We start from the raw sequence: 15,773 nt of genomic DNA, 5'->3' as shown, positions 1-15,773 counted from the left end.
TATTGTAATGATTTGGTAAAAAATGCGAAAGCGTTATGGATCGGGCGGCGCATACCAGGCCGATTTAAAGTCAAACCAGCCCAGCGTGTTCATGCGCAGCCCGCGCATACTGCGTTGCCCCTGGATCCTTAGCCAGTGGTGGATTAACGGCACCATTGCTTTACTGGCCAATAACTGCTGAGACCAGGCGGCGAGGTTCATCTTTCCGGCGCGCCACTCGGTAGCCGCGGCCTGCCAGTCGATCGGAATACAGTGCTGCAACAACGGCACTTCATACAGGTTGGCAAAGACCGAGAAGTTGAGCGGCAGGGTAAAGTTGGCGCTGTTAAGCCACAGATCGCTGGTTGCTTCACCCCGATGCCACTCGGCGTACTCCACCCTTTGTACGTGAAGTTTTACCCCCTGTTCTGCCAGTAAGTCGCTCATGATACGGGAGAGCGCCTCGTGCTCGTTGTGTTCACGGTAAAAGGTGAGCGTCAGGGATTCCAGCCCGGCAGGCTTCTCGCCGACGCCTGTACGGGCATGATGCCAGCGCGGCAACAGGCCGTAGGCCGGGAACCAGTAACGTTGATAGCGCTCGTCGGCATGCCATAACAGGCTGGCGGGGGAGAGGATCTGGCTTACCCACTCTCTGACCGCCGGGCTGGCGCCGCGGCTGGAACGCGCGTCAAACAGCAGATAGTAGCAGCCCTCTTCCAGTCGGCTTTCGACCGCTTTTTCATCGCCGGTTGGCCCTTCCAGCGTCAGCCCGCAGGTCGGGTCGTCGCTGAGATCCGGCAGCACCCAGACATTCACTTCATCAATCAGGGCGCGGAAGCCGAAATAGTCATCAAAAGCGTGAATCTTCAATTGGTTACTGGTATTGCGTACCACGGAATACGGACCGGTACCAACCGGCTGGCTGGCGAAATGGTGCTGGGTGTTCCACTCCTGCGGCAAGATCATGGAGGGCACATGCCCCATCAGCCAGGGGAGCCAGTTATCCGGCTGCCAGAGATGAATATCCAGCGTCCAGGGGGTTGGAGAGACAACCTCGCGGATATGCGAATAGAGCGGCAGGGCGGTCGCCCGTTGCAGGGAAGCAATCACATCGCTCATTTCCAGCTCGCGGCCATTATGAAAGTGGATGCCGGGGCGTAAATAAAAGCGCCAGTGTAAAGGGGAAATCGCCTTCCAGTGATGAGCGATATCCGCTTCCAGTTCCCCATTTTCCTCATTTATGCGCGTCAACGCACTAAAGATTTGCCGCGCCATATGGGTTTCAGAGCGTCGTAATGGCGTGCCCGGCAGCAGGTTGCGCAGCGGGCGATAATAGAGCACGCGCAGGATATGTCGCCCCTGGCGAAAGGTGCGTCCAAGATGGGAGACCAGCATCTGGCGGACGGCTTCTTTATCGCCCACCAGTTGAACCAACTGATCGATACGATCCTGCTCCAGCAGATCCTCCGCCCGCTGCTGCTGGAGCGCCAGCCCGGTATAGAGGAACGTCAGACGCGAACGCTTGCCGCGCCCCGCTTCTGCGTCCCATGTCAGCCAGCCGCGCTCCTGCATGGTATTTAGCAGCGTGCGCATATGACGGCGCGAGCAACTGAGCAGCTCGGCCAGCTCATTGAGCGTGGTTTCTTGAGATTTTCCGTCGCAGCATTGCCACAAACGGATGAACTGCTGTTGCAGGCGGCCAGAAGACATAAAAGGGGAACTCCTGATAAAAACTCAGCAATTTATTTCTCCCTATATTAAGCCAATACTTCTCTTCGATGAAAGCGAGGAGGTGGTATGCAGAGATCATCCATACGACGGTTTTATCTGGCTTATTTTCGCGCCACGCAGGATGTGTGCTGGCTCGCCCGTCAGAGTGCAGGGCAGCGCCTGAAAATGCTGGAAGAACTGATGCAGTGGGAAGTGACAACGCCGATCTCGAAGGACTGAATCGCGGCCATCATGTGTGACTGAGTATTAAGTGCGAATGCACCCGCCAGCAAAATATTTTTTGCTGGCTTTTTTCGTTTATGATTTCAGCGGCTTTTGCCGCTTTTGAAAAGGAAACGTTCATGCTCTGGTTAATGACGATGGGACGCCGTCTCAACGGTGTTTACATCGCTTTTATGATCGTTGCGTTTATGATGGGGGTTGCCGGCGCGGTGCAGGCACCGACGCTAAGCCTGTTTCTCAGCCGCGAAGTGGGGGCGCAGCCTTTCTGGATCGGGCTGTTTTATACCGTCAACGCGGTAGCCGGGATCCTGGTCAGCCTGTGGCTGGCAAAACGTTCCGATAACCAGGGCGATCGCCGCAAGCTGATCCTCTTTTGTTGCCTGATGGCGGTGGGTAACGCGCTGCTGTTTGCCTTCAACCGTCACTATCTGACGCTTATCACCTGCGGCGTGCTGCTGGCCTCGCTCGCCAATACCGCGATGCCGCAACTCTTTGCACTGGCGCGCGAATATGCCGACAGTTCTGCGCGGGAAGTGGTGATGTTTAGTTCGGTGATGCGTGCGCAGCTCTCGCTGGCGTGGGTGATTGGCCCGCCGCTGGCGTTTATGCTGGCGCTCAATTACGGCTTTACCGCTATGTTCACCATTGCCGCCGGGCTTTTTGTGATAAGCCTGGTGATGATTGCCTTCTGGCTGCCCTCGGTGCCGCGCGTGGCGCAGCCCGCCGTCGCAGTCACGGAAGTGAGTGGCTGGGGCGATAAGAACGTGCGTATGCTGTTTATCGCCTCAACGCTGATGTGGACCTGCAACACCATGTACATCATCGACATGCCGCTGTGGATTAGCCAGGAGCTGGGGCTGCCGGATAAACTCGCCGGGATCCTGATGGGCACCGCTGCTGGTCTGGAGATCCCGGCGATGATCCTGGCCGGATATTTTGTCAAACATTTGGGCAAGCGGCGGATGATGGTGACAGCCGTCGCCGCGGGCGTGGTGTTCTATCTGGGGTTGATCTTCTTCCACAGCCAGACGGCGCTGCTGGTGCTGCAACTGTTCAATGCGATCTTTATCGGCATCGTCGCCGGTATCGGCATGCTGTGGTTTCAGGATTTAATGCCGGGGCGTGCCGGTTCGGCGACCACGCTGTTTACCAACAGCATTTCAACCGGGGTGATTCTTGCCGGGGTGATTCAGGGCGCGCTGGCGCAAAGTTTTAGTCACGGGGCGGTATACGTGGGGATTGCGGTGATTTCCGTGGCGGCGCTGCTGCTGACCAGCCGCGTGAAGGATGTGTGAGTTTTTATTTGCCTGCCGGATAAGCGTTAGCGCCATCCGGCAAGCAGTCTGCTTTTGTTAGCTCATAAACGCCGGTTGCTTGCTTTCGTAAGCGGCAATCGCGTCTTCATGCTGAAGCGTCAGGCCAATGCTGTCCAGACCGTTCAGCATGCAGTGACGGCGGAAGGCGTCAATGTTAAAGCTGTAGGATTTCCCGCCCGCTTTTACCACCTGCGCTTCCAGATCCACCTCAAAGGTCGTGCCCGGGTTGTTCTGTACCAGCGTGAACAGCGCATCAACATCCTCTTCGCTCAGCGTCACCGGCAGCAACTGGTTGTTAAAGCTGTTGCCATAGAAGATATCGGCGAAGCTCGGCGCAATCACCACTTTGAAGCCGTAATCGGTCAGCGCCCACGGCGCATGCTCGCGTGAGGAGCCGCAGCCAAAGTTTTCGCGCGCCAGCAAAATCGATGCGCCTTTGTATTGCGGAAAGTTCAGTACGAACTCAGGGTTCGGCTGCTCGCCTTTATCATCAAGGAAGCGCCAGTCATTAAACAGATGGGCGCCAAAACCGGTACGCGTAACCTTTTGCAGGAACTGTTTCGGGATAATCGCGTCCGTATCGACGTTGGCGGCATCCAGCGGAACAACCAGGCCGGTGTGTTGGGTAAATTTCTCTGCCATGGTGATCTCCTTACAGGCTACGAATATCGGCGAAATGACCGGTTACCGCCGCAGCGGCAGCCATTGCCGGGCTGACCAGATGCGTGCGTCCGCCGCGGCCCTGACGGCCTTCAAAGTTACGGTTACTGGTGGATGCACAACGTTCGCCGGGGTTCAGGCGGTCGTTGTTCATTGCCAGGCACATAGAGCAGCCAGGCAAACGCCATTCGAAACCGGCTTCGATAAAGATCTTATCCAGACCTTCCGCTTCCGCCTGCGCTTTCACCGGACCAGAGCCAGGTACTACCAGCGCCTGTACGCCCGGCGCAACTTTGCGGCCTTTAGCGATCTCCGCTGCGGCGCGTAAATCTTCGATACGCGAGTTTGTGCAGGAACCGATAAACACTTTATCAATCGCCACTTCAGTCAGTGGAATTCCCGGTTTCAGGCCCATATAAGCCAGCGCTTTTTCTGCTGAGGCGCGCTCAACCGGATCGGCGAACGATGCCGGATCGGGGATGATATCCGTCACCGAAATCACCTGGCCCGGGTTGGTGCCCCAGGTTACTTGCGGCGCGATATCTTCTGCCTGCAAGGTTACAACGGTGTCGAAAGTTGCCCCTTCGTCGGTGTGCAGGGTTTTCCAGTAAGCAACAGCCTCATCAAAATCTTTACCTTTCGGCGCATGCAGACGGCCTTTCACGTAGTTAAAGGTGGTCTCGTCCGGTGCGACAAGACCGGCTTTCGCGCCCATCTCAATGGCCATGTTGCACAGCGTCATGCGGCCTTCCATGCTCAGCGCACGAATTGCATCACCGCAGAATTCCACCACATGACCAGTACCGCCTGCGCTACCGGTTTTGCCAATGATCGCTAACACGATATCTTTGGCGGTGATCCCCGGAGCCGCAGTGCCTTTCACCTCGATCTTCATGGTTTTGGCGCGGCCCTGTTTCAGGGTCTGCGTTGCCAGCACATGCTCAACTTCCGACGTGCCGATACCGAAGGCCAGCGCGCCAAACGCGCCGTGGGTTGCGGTGTGCGAGTCGCCACAAACAATGGTCATACCCGGCAGGGTGATGCCCTGTTCTGGCCCCATCACGTGGACAATCCCCTGGTACGGGTGATTCAGGTCATACAGCTCAACGCCGAATTCGTTGCAGTTTTTGATCAATTCCTGCATCTGGATACGCGCCATTTCGCCGGAAGCGTTAATGTCTTTGGTCTGCGTGGAGACGTTATGATCCATGGTGGCGAAGGTTTTACCCGGTTGGCGCACCGGGCGTTTGTGTGCGCGCAGGCCGTCAAACGCCTGCGGCGAGGTCACTTCGTGCACCAGATGGCGATCGATATACAGCAATGGGGTTTCGTTTGGCGCTTCATACACAACGTGCGCATCAAACAATTTTTCGTACAAACTCTTAGCCATGATTACACCCCTTCGGCGACATAACGGGCAATGATGTCGCCCATTTCATCGGTACTGACAGCCGCAGCGCCACGGGCTAAATCACCGGTACGCACGCCTTCTTCTAATGCACGGTTGATTGCGCTTTCGATCGCGGAAGCCGCTTCACCCGCGTCCAGGCTGTAGCGCAGCAGCAGCGCCAGCGACAGGATCTGCGCAATCGGGTTCGCAATATTTTTACCGGCGATATCCGGCGCGGAGCCACCCGCCGGTTCGTACAGACCAAAACCTTGTTCGTTCAGGCTTGCTGAAGGCAGCATACCCATCGAGCCGGTGATCATCGCACACTCATCGGAGAGGATGTCGCCGAACAGGTTAGAGCACAGCAGCACGTCAAACTGGGACGGATCTTTAATCAGCTGCATGGTGGCGTTGTCGATATACATATGCGCCAGTTCAACATCCTGATATTCGCTGGCGATTTCGTTGACGATTTCGCGCCACAGCAGAGAAGTTTGCAGAACGTTGGCTTTATCAATCGAGTGCACTTTTTTACGGCGTTTACGCGCCGATTCAAACGCAATACGCGCGATACGCTCGATTTCAAAACGGTGATAGACCTCGGTATCGAAGGCCTTCTCGTGCTGGCCGCTGCCTTCACGGCCCTTCGGCTGGCCGAAGTAGATGCCGCCAGTCAGTTCACGTACGCACAGAATATCGAAGCCGTTAGCGGCGATATCTTCACGCAGCGGGCAGAAAGCTTCCAGCCCCTGGTACAGTTTGGCCGGGCGCAGGTTGCTGAATAATTTGAAGTGCTTACGCAGCGGCAGCAGCGCACCGCGCTCCGGTTGCTGTGCCGGCGGCAGATTTTCCCATTTCGGGCCGCCAACGGAGCCAAACAGAATGGCATCGGCCTGCTCGCAGCCTTCAACGGTTGCCTGTGGCAGCGGGTTGCCATGGCGGTCGATGGCGATACCGCCCACGTCATAATGGCTGGTGGTAATGTGCATGCCAAAACGGCTACGCACGGCTTCCAGTACTTTCAGGGCTTGCGCCATGACTTCCGGGCCGATACCGTCGCCCGGTAACACAGCAATATGATAATTCTTCGACATCACACGGTTTCCTTGTTGTTCTCTTTGTTCTGCGCTTTGCGTTGCAACTCTTTTTCGACTTCGGCTGCGCGCCAGATATTGTTCAGCACGTGCACCATGGCTTTGGCTGAGGACTCAACGATATCGGTCGCCAGACCTACACCGTGGAAGCGGCGGCCATTGTAATTGGCAACGATATCAACCTGCCCCAGCGCATCTTTGCCGTGGCCTTTGGCGCTGAGACCATATTTCACCAGCTCGATGTCGTACTCGGTGACGCGGTTAATGGCCTGGTAGATGGCATCAACCGGGCCGTTACCATTGGCGGCTTCGGTTTTAATTTCATCGCCACAGGCCAGCTTAATAGAGGCGGTTGCGATGTCGTTGGAGCCGGACTGCACGCTGAAGTAGTCCAGACGGAAATGTTCTGGCTCTTCCTGCTGTTTGTTAATGAATGCCAGCGCTTCCAGGTCGTAATCGAAGACCTGGCCTTTTTTATCCGCCAGTTTCAGGAACGCTTCGTACAGGTTATCCAGGTTGTAATCGGCTTCCTGGTAACCCATCTCTTCCATCCGATGTTTCACCGCCGCACGGCCGGAACGGGAAGTCAGGTTTAACTGCACCTGATTCAGGCCAATGGATTCCGGAGTCATGATTTCGTAGTTTTCGCGGTTTTTCAGCACGCCATCCTGGTGAATACCGGAGGAGTGGGCGAAAGCGCCGGTGCCGACAATCGCTTTGTTCGCCGGAATCGGCATATTGCAGATCTGGCTGACGGTCTGGCTTGTACGCCAGATTTCATTGTGATTGATGCGGGTGTGCACGTTCATAATGTCTTTGCGCACCTTAATCGCCATGATCACCTCTTCCAGCGAACAGTTACCGGCACGTTCGCCGATACCGTTCATCGCACCTTCAACCTGGCGCGCACCGGCGTGTACCGCTGCGATGGCGTTGCCAACGGCCAGGCCTAAATCATCATGGGTATGTACGGAGATAATGGCTTTATCGATGTTCGGTACGCGGTCATACAAACCGGTGATGATATTGGCGAATTCAAACGGCATGGTGTAGCCGACGGTATCCGGGATGTTGATGGTTTTTGCCCCGGCGTTGATCGCGGCTTCGACCACTCGCGCCAGATCGTCGATTGGCGTGCGGCCTGCATCTTCGCAAGAGAACTCTACGTCATCGGTATAGTTACGTGCGCGTTTGACCATGTAAACTGCGCGTTCAATCACTTCATCCAGCGTACTGCGCAGCTTGGTGGCGATGTGCATCGGCGAGGTGGCGATAAACGTATGGATGCGGAACGCTTCAGCGACTTTCAGGGATTCTGCGGCGACATCAATATCTTTTTCAACACAGCGGGCGAGGGCGCAAACGCGGCTGTTTTTCACCTGGCGCGCGATGGTTTGTACGGATTCAAAGTCACCCGGGGACGAAACCGGAAAGCCGACTTCCATCACATCGACGCCCATACGTTCCAGCGCCAGGGCGATTTGCAGCTTCTCTTTCACGCTCAGGCTTGCCTGTAACGCCTGTTCACCATCACGTAATGTGGTATCGAAAATAACGACTTGCTGGCTCATGGTTTAGGTCCTTGTTATCTGAGGTCGCCTCGCTACGAGCATAAAAAAACCCGCGCCAAGGCGCGGGTTTTCTGTCTTAACTGGCAGACAATTCAGCTCTGAATGTCGTCCACCGGTCTACCGCGCACAAGAGATGCGTTTAGTAGTAGTAGACCAGCGAAACCGACGTTGCGAATCATGAATCAAGCTCCAGGAAAAACGATATGCTTTTAGTGGTACTGGATACGCTTGTTAAAGTCAACCCCTGCTCCTGAAAACCATCCTCAGAACAGGTGGGTTGTATGGCTGCTTTTCAGTTAATTATTCTGTACCGTAGAATGAAATGCGTATTTCGTGCGAATTACTATTGAAGTATTTTTTAGTGGACAATCACTAATTTAAAGATAAATTTACAGAACAACCCTTTTACGCTTTGCGTTATGGAATGGATGGCTGTTATCTTTATCATCAGATGAGTTGCGGAATGTTTGATAAAGTAAAAATATATTAATCCGTCACTGGTTATCGCATTATTTATCGGCGCAATTATCCTTGAAAAAAATATAAAAAGGGAGCTTTAAATATTCCTAATTTTTCACGCCATGCTTCTAATAATGCTATATGCATGATAAATCATCTTCCTGAATATTATTATTACACAGTTAAGGGAGTTTTATCATGACGACGGATTGCAATGTTCCAGGGGAAACTATTGATAATCATCAGATTGTCGATGTGGACAAACCACAGTTGCGTTCAGTAGATCTTAATTTGCTTACCGTTTTTGATGCGGTGATGCAGGAACAAAACATTACCCGTGCGGCGCACGCGCTGGGAATGTCTCAACCCGCAGTGAGTAATGCCGTTGCGCGGCTTAAAGTCATGTTTAATGACGAGCTCTTTGTCCGCTACGGCCGTGGGATTCAACCCACTGCGCGTTCATATCAGCTGTTTGGCTCAATCCGTCAGGCATTGCAGTTGGTACAAAATGAGTTGCCCGGCTCGGGATTTGATCCACTGAGCAGTGAGCGTGTATTTAATCTTTGTGTATGCAGTCCGCTGGATAATCTCTTAACGTCAATTATTTACAATAGCGTTGAAAAGGCTGCGCCTAATATTAATCTGGTGTTTAAAGCCGATCTTAATCACAGTACTGAGCATCAATTGCGTTACCAGGAAATTGAATTTGTGATCGGCTACGAAGAGTTTCGTCGTCCGGAATTCTCTTGCGTTCCATTATTTAAAGACGAAATGGTACTGGTGACCAGTAAAGAACATCCGCGCATGGCGAATCTTGTTACGGAAGCTGATGTATTCAATGAACAACATGCAGTGGTCTCGCTGGACCGTTATGCTTCCTTTAGTCAGCCCTGGTATGATACGGCGGAAAAGAAGAGCCGTATTGCCTATCAGGGAATGGCAGTCACCAGCGTATTAAACATTGTCGCGCAAACGCATTTGGTGACGATTGCGCCGCGTTGGTTGGTTGAACGATTTACTCATGGCTTGCCATTGCAGGTATTACCTTTGCCGCTGGCGCTTAATACTCGTACCTGCTATCTCTCGTGGCATGAAGCGGCAGGCCGCGATAAAGGCCACCAGTGGATGGAAGAGTTACTGACTTCGGTTTGTACGCTGTAATCCGCTCGCAGAATAGATCGGGCTTGTTTAGTAGGTTTATTCTGCTTAATCCTGAATGGGGAGTATTTTATTTCAATTTCGGTCGTGAGCGACTTCCCGTGTCGTGCGAAAAATGCATGATTTTCTGTACAACATGCCATTTGGATGATGAATGGTCATCGTCTTTCCTTATCACAGATGTTTTCACCAAATCTGCAGCTCTCGCATTGTTTTTCCTCTTTTGTACGCCGTTGACGTCTGCGGTTTGCTAATTGCCTGCCAGATTTTGAGCGGTTATGGTAACTGCCATTCATAATCAGAATGCAGGGTTTCCTGCTCTGAACAGAGCGACAGCGTGGAAATGAATTCCGCCCAGTCGACAAATATAAGCCTGGAGGCAAAGCATGGAGATGTTGTCTGGAGCCGAGATGGTCGTCCGATCGCTTATCGATCAAGGCGTAAAGAAAGTATTCGGCTACCCCGGAGGCGCAGTCCTGGATATCTACGATGCCCTGCATACTGTTGGCGGTATTGAACATGTGTTGGTACGTCATGAGCAGGCTGCAGTGCATATGGCCGATGGGCTGGCGCGGGCAACGGGTGAGGTTGGGGTGGTACTGGTCACGTCTGGCCCTGGTGCGACGAATGCAATCACGGGTATCGCCACCGCTTATATGGATTCTATCCCGCTGGTGGTGCTTTCCGGGCAGGTTGCAACGTCGCTGATTGGCTATGACGCGTTTCAGGAGTGCGACATGGTGGGGATTTCCCGCCCGGTGGTGAAGCACAGCTTCCTGGTCAAACAAACCGAAGATATTCCCGGCGTATTAAAGAAAGCGTTCTGGCTGGCTGCCAGTGGGCGTCCGGGGCCGGTGGTGGTGGATCTGCCGAAAGATATTATGAACCCGGCCAACAAGCTGCCCTATTTCTGGCCGGAATCGGTCAGCATGCGATCTTATAACCCGACGACACAGGGCCACAAAGGGCAAATCAAGCGCGCTTTGCAAACGCTGGTGGCGGCGAAGAGGCCGGTGGTCTATGTGGGCGGCGGTGCGATTAACTCCGCGTGCGAAACTCAGTTGCGTCAGTTGGCTGAAAAACTGAATTTGCCAGTGGTCTCCTCCTTAATGGGGCTGGGCGCGTTTCCGGCATCGCATCGTCAGGCGCTGGGCATGCTGGGCATGCACGGGACTTACGAAGCCAATATGACGATGCACCACTCCGATGTCATTTTCGCGGTTGGCGTGCGTTTTGACGATCGCACTACCAATAATCTGGCGAAGTACTGTCCGGATGCGACGGTTCTGCATATCGATATCGACCCCACTTCCATTTCCAAGACCGTACAGGCGGATGTGCCTATTGTCGGCGATGCGCGGCTGGTTCTGGAACAAATGCTCGAACTGCTGGAGCAGGAAGAGCAGCCGCAGCCACTGGATGAGATCCGTGACTGGTGGTTGCGCATTGAACAGTGGCGCGCGCGTCAGTGCCTGAAATATGACACCCAGAGTGAAAAGATCAAACCGCAGGCAGTGATTGAAGCTATCTGGCGTTTGACGAATGGCGACGCTTACGTTACTTCCGATGTTGGCCAGCATCAGATGTTTGCCGCGCTCTACTACCGTTTTGATAAACCGCGCCGCTGGATCAACTCCGGTGGGCTGGGCACGATGGGTTTTGGTTTACCCGCTGCGCTCGGTGTGAAGATGGCACTGCCCGAGGAGACGGTTATCTGCGTGACCGGCGATGGCAGTATCCAGATGAACATTCAGGAACTCTCTACGGCCTTGCAGTATGAACTACCGGTGCTGGTATTGAACCTCAATAACCGCTATCTGGGGATGGTGAAGCAGTGGCAGGACATGATCTATTCCGGCCGCCATTCACAATCTTATATGGAGTCGTTGCCTGATTTTGCGCGCCTGGCAGAAGCTTATGGCCATGTGGGAATTCGTATTACGCGTCCGGATGAGCTGGAGGCGAAGCTGGCGGAAGCGCTGGAGCAGGTGAAAAACAATCGCCTGGTGTTTGTTGACGTTACCGTTGACGGTAGTGAACACGTTTATCCGATGCAGATCCGCGGCGGCGGCATGGATGAGATGTGGTTAAGCAAAACGGAGAGAACCTGATTATGCGCCGGATACTGTCTGTATTACTGGAAAATGAATCGGGCGCGTTATCGCGCGTGATTGGCCTGTTCTCTCAGCGCGGTTACAACATAGAAAGCCTGACCGTTGCGCCGACTGACGATCCTACCTTATCGCGGATGACGATCCAGACTGTCGGCGATCAAAAAGTGCTGGAGCAGATCGAAAAGCAACTGCACAAGCTGGTCGATGTGTTACGCGTAAACGAGCTGGGGCAGGGGGCATATGTTGAGCGTGAAATCATGCTGGTGAAGATTCAGGCCAGCGGTTACGGTCGCGAAGAGGTGAAACGCAACGCTGAGATCTTCCGCGGACAGATCATTGACGTTACGCCATCGATTTACACGGTTCAGCTCGCAGGCACCAGTGACAAGCTGGATGCGTTTTTAGCCACCATTCGTGATGTGGCGAAAATTGTTGAAGTTGCGCGCTCCGGTGTGGTGGGGTTGTCGCGCGGCGATAAAATCATGCGCTGAATAGAATAACCTTCCATATTTACAGGCCCGGTGTTCTACGCCGGGCTTTTTTTTGCGAAATCCGCCGGAACCAGACACGAAAGCGGTTGCCGGAGTGAGTATTCTGCGCTTAGATGTTAAGGATTTTAACCTATATCCCTAAAAAGGTTATGGAGTACATTAATTTAAGGGGCAATTGTGAAACTGGATGAAATCGCCCGGCTAGCCGGCGTCTCACGAACCACGGCAAGCTACGTCATCAATGGTAAGGCGAAGCAGTATCGTGTCAGCGACAAAACCGTTGAGAAAGTGATGGCGGTTGTTCGTGAGCATAACTACCACCCAAATGCGGTGGCAGCTGGCCTGCGCGCAGGACGCACTCGTTCGATTGGGCTGGTGATCCCCGATCTTGAAAACACAAGCTACACCCGCATTGCCAACTATCTGGAGCGTCAGGCGCGTCAGCGCGGTTACCAGTTACTGATCGCCTGCTCGGAAGATCAACCCGATAATGAAATGCGCTGTATCGAGCACCTGTTGCAGCGGCAGGTGGACGCTATTATTGTCTCCACCTCATTGCCGCCAGAGCATCCGTTCTATCAGCGCTGGGCTAATGATTCGTTCCCGATTGTCGCGTTGGATCGCGCGCTGGATCGTGAACACTTCACCAGCGTTGTTGGTGCCGATCAGGATGATTCGGAGATGCTGGCCGCAGAGCTGCGTAAGTTTCCGGCGGAGCGCGTGCTTTACCTTGGGGCGTTACCTGAACTCTCTGTTAGTTTCCTGCGTGAGCAAGGTTTCCGCACGGCGTGGAAAGACGATCCGCGTGAAGTGCAGTATCTCTATGCCAATAGCTACGAGCGTGAAGCAGCCGCCCAGCTATTTGATAAATGGCTGGAAACTAACCCAATGCCGCAGGCGATGTTTATAACCTCGTTTGCATTATTGCAGGGCGTGCTTGACGTTACGTTACGTCGCGACGGTAAATTGCCGTCGGATCTGGCGATCGCGACTTTTGGCGATCACGAACTGCTCGATTTCCTGCAATGTCCTGTACTGGCGGTGGCGCAGCGCCATCGCGATGTTGCGGAGCGGGTTCTGGAAATTGTGCTGGCAAGCCTCGACGAACCGCGTAAGCCGAAAGCGGGTCTTAGCCGTATCCGGCGTAATCTCTATCGTCGCGGGATATTAAGCCGCGTATAAGTTCAGCTAAAGGCAGCGTAAGCTGCCTTTTTGTTTTGTCTTACCTTGAATCAAATTATTCCCTGTTGGCTCCTAAGATAAATCCTTAATTTTTAAACGGGACGTGATAAGTTAATTCTAATTGCTTCTTTAAATCGGGTTTTAAAAGGATATTTTTAAAGCAGTAATTATGATTTCTGTCTTAAATTGTTACATCTCAGAAAAGTGTTACCTTTCTTCTATAGCATCCATTATCAGCGTAGGGCTATTTCCTTAGTGGCTCTGCCGTCGCGCTGAGTGTGAACGGATGCAACTGGTGCTGTTCAGTTGGGTTGATATGTCTTAAAATGCCGCCCGCGTCGCAAACTGACACTTTATATTTCGCGCGCAGAAATCAAATGGTTTTAAACGCGGATACGCATATTCTGTTTTTTTTCTTGCAAATATTCATGACGTTAATTTGCCTCGTAAGTTGAGCACTATTTCACCTTTGCAGATATTCGCTGCAAATAAGAGATCTTTTGTTCTGGTTAGCCTTTGTGCTGGCTTGACAAGCTTTTCCTCCGCTCCGTAAACTCCCTTGGTGGGGATTTGTGGGATAAAGTGGTGAAAATGGTCACTTGGGGGTGAATCGGACATGTTCCGTGGCGCGACGTTAGTCAATCTCGACAGCAAAGGGCGGTTAGCCGTTCCGACCCGTTATCGGGATTTGCTGCTGGAGAATGCCTCCGGTCAGATGGTGTGTACCATCGACATTCGCCATTCATGTCTGCTGCTTTATCCCCTTCCTGAATGGGAAATTATTGAGCAAAAACTGGCGCGCCTGTCGAGCATGAATCCGCTTGAACGACGCGTACAACGTTTATTGCTGGGGCATGCCAGCGAGTGCCAGATGGATAGCGCCGGGCGTTTATTGATTGCGCCTGTTTTACGGCAGCATGCCGGGCTAACCAAAGAAGTGATGCTGGTCGGGCAGTTCAATAAATTTGAGCTGTGGGACGAAACGACCTGGTATCAACAGGTCAGGGAAGATATCGACGCTGAGCAATCGGGTTCTGAAGCACTTTCAGATCGGTTGCAGGATTTGTCTCTGTAATGATGATGGAAAATTTTAAACATACGACGGTGCTGCTGGATGAGGCCGTTAATGGCCTGAATATTCGTCCGGATGGCATCTACATCGATGGCACTTTTGGTCGCGGTGGTCACTCGCGCCTGATCCTCTCCCGTTTGGGTGCGGAAGGACGCTTGCTGGCGATCGATCGCGATCCACAGGCAATTGCTGTAGCCCAAACCATTGATGATCCCCGCTTCTCCATCATTCATGGTCCTTTCTCTGCGCTTGCTGATTATGTCAGCGAGCGCGAACTTGTTGGCAAGATCGACGGTATTCTTCTCGATCTTGGTGTCTCTTCACCGCAGCTTGACGATCCTGAGCGCGGCTTCTCCTTTATGCGCGATGGTCCGCTTGATATGCGGATGGATCCCACTCGCGGCCAGTCTGCTGCCGAATGGCTGCAAACAGCTGAAGAAGCAGACATTGCCTGGGTGCTGAAAACCTTTGGCGAGGAGCGTTTTGCTAAACGTATCGCGCGCGCAATTGTAGAGCGTAACCGCCTCGATCCGATGACCCGCACTAAAGAGCTGGCGGAAGTCGTTGCGGCGGCAACACCGGTGAAAGACAAGTTCAAACATCCCGCGACCCGTACCTTCCAGGCGGTGCGCATTTGGGTAAACAGTGAACTGGAGGAAATAGAGCTGGCGCTAAAAAACTCGCTCGGCGTGCTTGCCCCGGGAGGGCGGCTTTCGGTAATCAGCTTCCATTCTCTGGAAGATCGCATTGTGAAACGCTTCATGCGTGAGCAAAGCCGCGGCCCGCAGGTTCCTGCCGGGCTGCCGATGACCGAAGAGCAACTCAGGAAACTGGGTGGCCGTCAGTTGCGAGCCTTAGGAAAGTTGATGCCGGGCGAAGAAGAAGTGGCTGAAAACCCACGTGCCCGTAGTTCAGTTCTGCGCATTGCAGAGAGGACGAACGCATGATCGGCAGAGTGACAGAAACCCTAAGCAAAGTGAAAGGATCGTTAGGAAGCAACGAGCGCCATGCCTTGCCTGGCGTGATCGGCGACGATCTTTTGCGATTTGGGAAACTGCCACTCTGTCTGTTCATTTGCATCATCATGACGGCAGTGACGGTTGTCACTACCTCTCACCACACACGTTTATTAACCGCGCAGCGTGAACAACTTGTTCTCGAGCGCGACGCGCTGGATATCGAATGGCGCAACCTGATTCTTGAAGAGAATGCGCTCGGCGATCACAGCCGGGTTGAACGGATTGCGACGGAAAAGCTGCAAATGCAGCACGTGGATCCCTCTCAGGAAAATATCGTAGTGCAGAAATAGAAATGAATAAGGAATTACGCGACGC

At 53.4% G+C, this 15,773-nt stretch carries 15 protein-coding genes; 9 read left to right on the top strand and 6 right to left on the bottom strand.

What is annotated here, in order from left to right; translation table 11 throughout:
- Nucleotides 1-33 precede the first annotated feature (33 nt).
- On the bottom strand, nucleotides 34-1,689 hold the full coding sequence (gene sgrR, locus CWM66_RS15755) for an HTH-type transcriptional regulator SgrR (RefSeq protein ID WP_107146879.1): 1,656 nt from the start codon (nucleotides 1,687-1,689) through the stop codon (nucleotides 34-36).
- An 87-nt stretch (nucleotides 1,690-1,776) separates the two neighbouring features.
- Here sgrR and sgrT point away from each other — a divergent pair, with 87 nt between their 5' ends.
- Nucleotides 1,777-1,929, top strand: a complete 153-nt coding sequence (sgrT, locus tag CWM66_RS15750) for a glucose uptake inhibitor SgrT (protein WP_007373128.1) — start codon at nucleotides 1,777-1,779, stop codon at nucleotides 1,927-1,929.
- 122 nt (nucleotides 1,930-2,051) lie between these two features.
- Nucleotides 2,052-3,227, top strand: coding sequence for a sugar efflux transporter (locus tag CWM66_RS15745; RefSeq protein ID WP_007373130.1), 1,176 nt, complete (start codon nucleotides 2,052-2,054; stop codon nucleotides 3,225-3,227).
- A gap of 57 nt (nucleotides 3,228-3,284) precedes the next feature.
- Here CWM66_RS15745 and leuD read toward each other — a convergent pair whose 3' ends face one another.
- The 5 genes from leuD to leuL all read right to left on the bottom strand — a co-directional run bounded on the left by leuD (nucleotide 3,285) and on the right by leuL (nucleotide 8,142).
- Complete coding sequence (leuD, locus tag CWM66_RS15740) at nucleotides 3,285-3,890, bottom strand: 3-isopropylmalate dehydratase small subunit (protein WP_007373131.1); 606 nt, start codon at nucleotides 3,888-3,890, stop codon at nucleotides 3,285-3,287.
- Between the two features lie 10 nt (nucleotides 3,891-3,900).
- The gene (leuC, locus tag CWM66_RS15735) at nucleotides 3,901-5,298 is read right to left on the bottom strand and encodes a 3-isopropylmalate dehydratase large subunit (RefSeq protein ID WP_007373132.1); all 1,398 of its coding nucleotides are present in this window, start codon (nucleotides 5,296-5,298) and stop codon (nucleotides 3,901-3,903) included.
- A gap of 2 nt (nucleotides 5,299-5,300) precedes the next feature.
- Nucleotides 5,301-6,392 (bottom strand): 3-isopropylmalate dehydrogenase, encoded by a 1,092-nt coding sequence (gene leuB, locus CWM66_RS15730; protein WP_007373133.1) that lies wholly within the window; start codon nucleotides 6,390-6,392, stop codon nucleotides 5,301-5,303.
- Nucleotides 6,392-7,963, bottom strand: coding sequence for a 2-isopropylmalate synthase (gene leuA, locus CWM66_RS15725; RefSeq protein ID WP_007373134.1), 1,572 nt, complete (start codon nucleotides 7,961-7,963; stop codon nucleotides 6,392-6,394). Before leuA ends, leuB begins: the two co-directional genes overlap by 1 nt.
- Nucleotides 7,964-8,055: 92 nt before the next feature.
- On the bottom strand, nucleotides 8,056-8,142 hold the full coding sequence (gene leuL, locus CWM66_RS29535) for a leu operon leader peptide (RefSeq protein ID WP_107146878.1): 87 nt from the start codon (nucleotides 8,140-8,142) through the stop codon (nucleotides 8,056-8,058).
- 478 nt (nucleotides 8,143-8,620) lie between these two features.
- Between leuL and leuO the strand changes: the two genes are divergently transcribed.
- The 7 genes from leuO (at nucleotide 8,621) to ftsL (ending at nucleotide 15,748) form a co-directional block, all read left to right on the top strand.
- Nucleotides 8,621-9,583, top strand: a complete 963-nt coding sequence (gene leuO, locus CWM66_RS15715) for a transcriptional regulator LeuO (protein WP_007373135.1) — start codon at nucleotides 8,621-8,623, stop codon at nucleotides 9,581-9,583.
- A gap of 383 nt (nucleotides 9,584-9,966) precedes the next feature.
- A complete protein-coding gene (ilvI, locus tag CWM66_RS15710; RefSeq protein ID WP_007373136.1) occupies nucleotides 9,967-11,691 on the top strand; it encodes an acetolactate synthase 3 large subunit in 1,725 nt (574 codons plus the stop codon).
- Between the two features lie 2 nt (nucleotides 11,692-11,693).
- Nucleotides 11,694-12,185 (top strand): acetolactate synthase small subunit, encoded by a 492-nt coding sequence (ilvN, locus tag CWM66_RS15705; RefSeq protein ID WP_007373137.1) that lies wholly within the window; start codon nucleotides 11,694-11,696, stop codon nucleotides 12,183-12,185.
- Nucleotides 12,186-12,362: 177 nt separating this feature from the next.
- Nucleotides 12,363-13,367, top strand: a complete 1,005-nt coding sequence (gene cra / locus CWM66_RS15700; RefSeq protein ID WP_043955019.1) for a catabolite repressor/activator — start codon at nucleotides 12,363-12,365, stop codon at nucleotides 13,365-13,367.
- Nucleotides 13,368-13,983: 616 nt separating this feature from the next.
- On the top strand, nucleotides 13,984-14,442 hold the full coding sequence (mraZ, locus tag CWM66_RS15695) for a division/cell wall cluster transcriptional repressor MraZ (protein ID WP_007373139.1): 459 nt from the start codon (nucleotides 13,984-13,986) through the stop codon (nucleotides 14,440-14,442).
- A gap of 2 nt (nucleotides 14,443-14,444) precedes the next feature.
- Nucleotides 14,445-15,386 (top strand): 16S rRNA (cytosine(1402)-N(4))-methyltransferase RsmH, encoded by a 942-nt coding sequence (gene rsmH, locus CWM66_RS15690; protein WP_007373140.1) that lies wholly within the window; start codon nucleotides 14,445-14,447, stop codon nucleotides 15,384-15,386.
- Nucleotides 15,383-15,748, top strand: a complete 366-nt coding sequence (gene ftsL / locus CWM66_RS15685; RefSeq protein WP_007373141.1) for a cell division protein FtsL — start codon at nucleotides 15,383-15,385, stop codon at nucleotides 15,746-15,748. The genes rsmH and ftsL overlap by 4 nt, the downstream gene beginning before the upstream one ends.
- Nucleotides 15,749-15,773: the final 25 nt, after the last annotated feature.

It is taken from the genome of Kosakonia sp. H7A (genome assembly GCF_003028445.1).
Taxonomy (GTDB): domain Bacteria; phylum Pseudomonadota; class Gammaproteobacteria; order Enterobacterales; family Enterobacteriaceae; genus Kosakonia; species Kosakonia radicincitans.
Note: the sequence above shows the minus strand (reverse complement) of the source record. Positions and strands in the feature narration are given on the sequence as shown.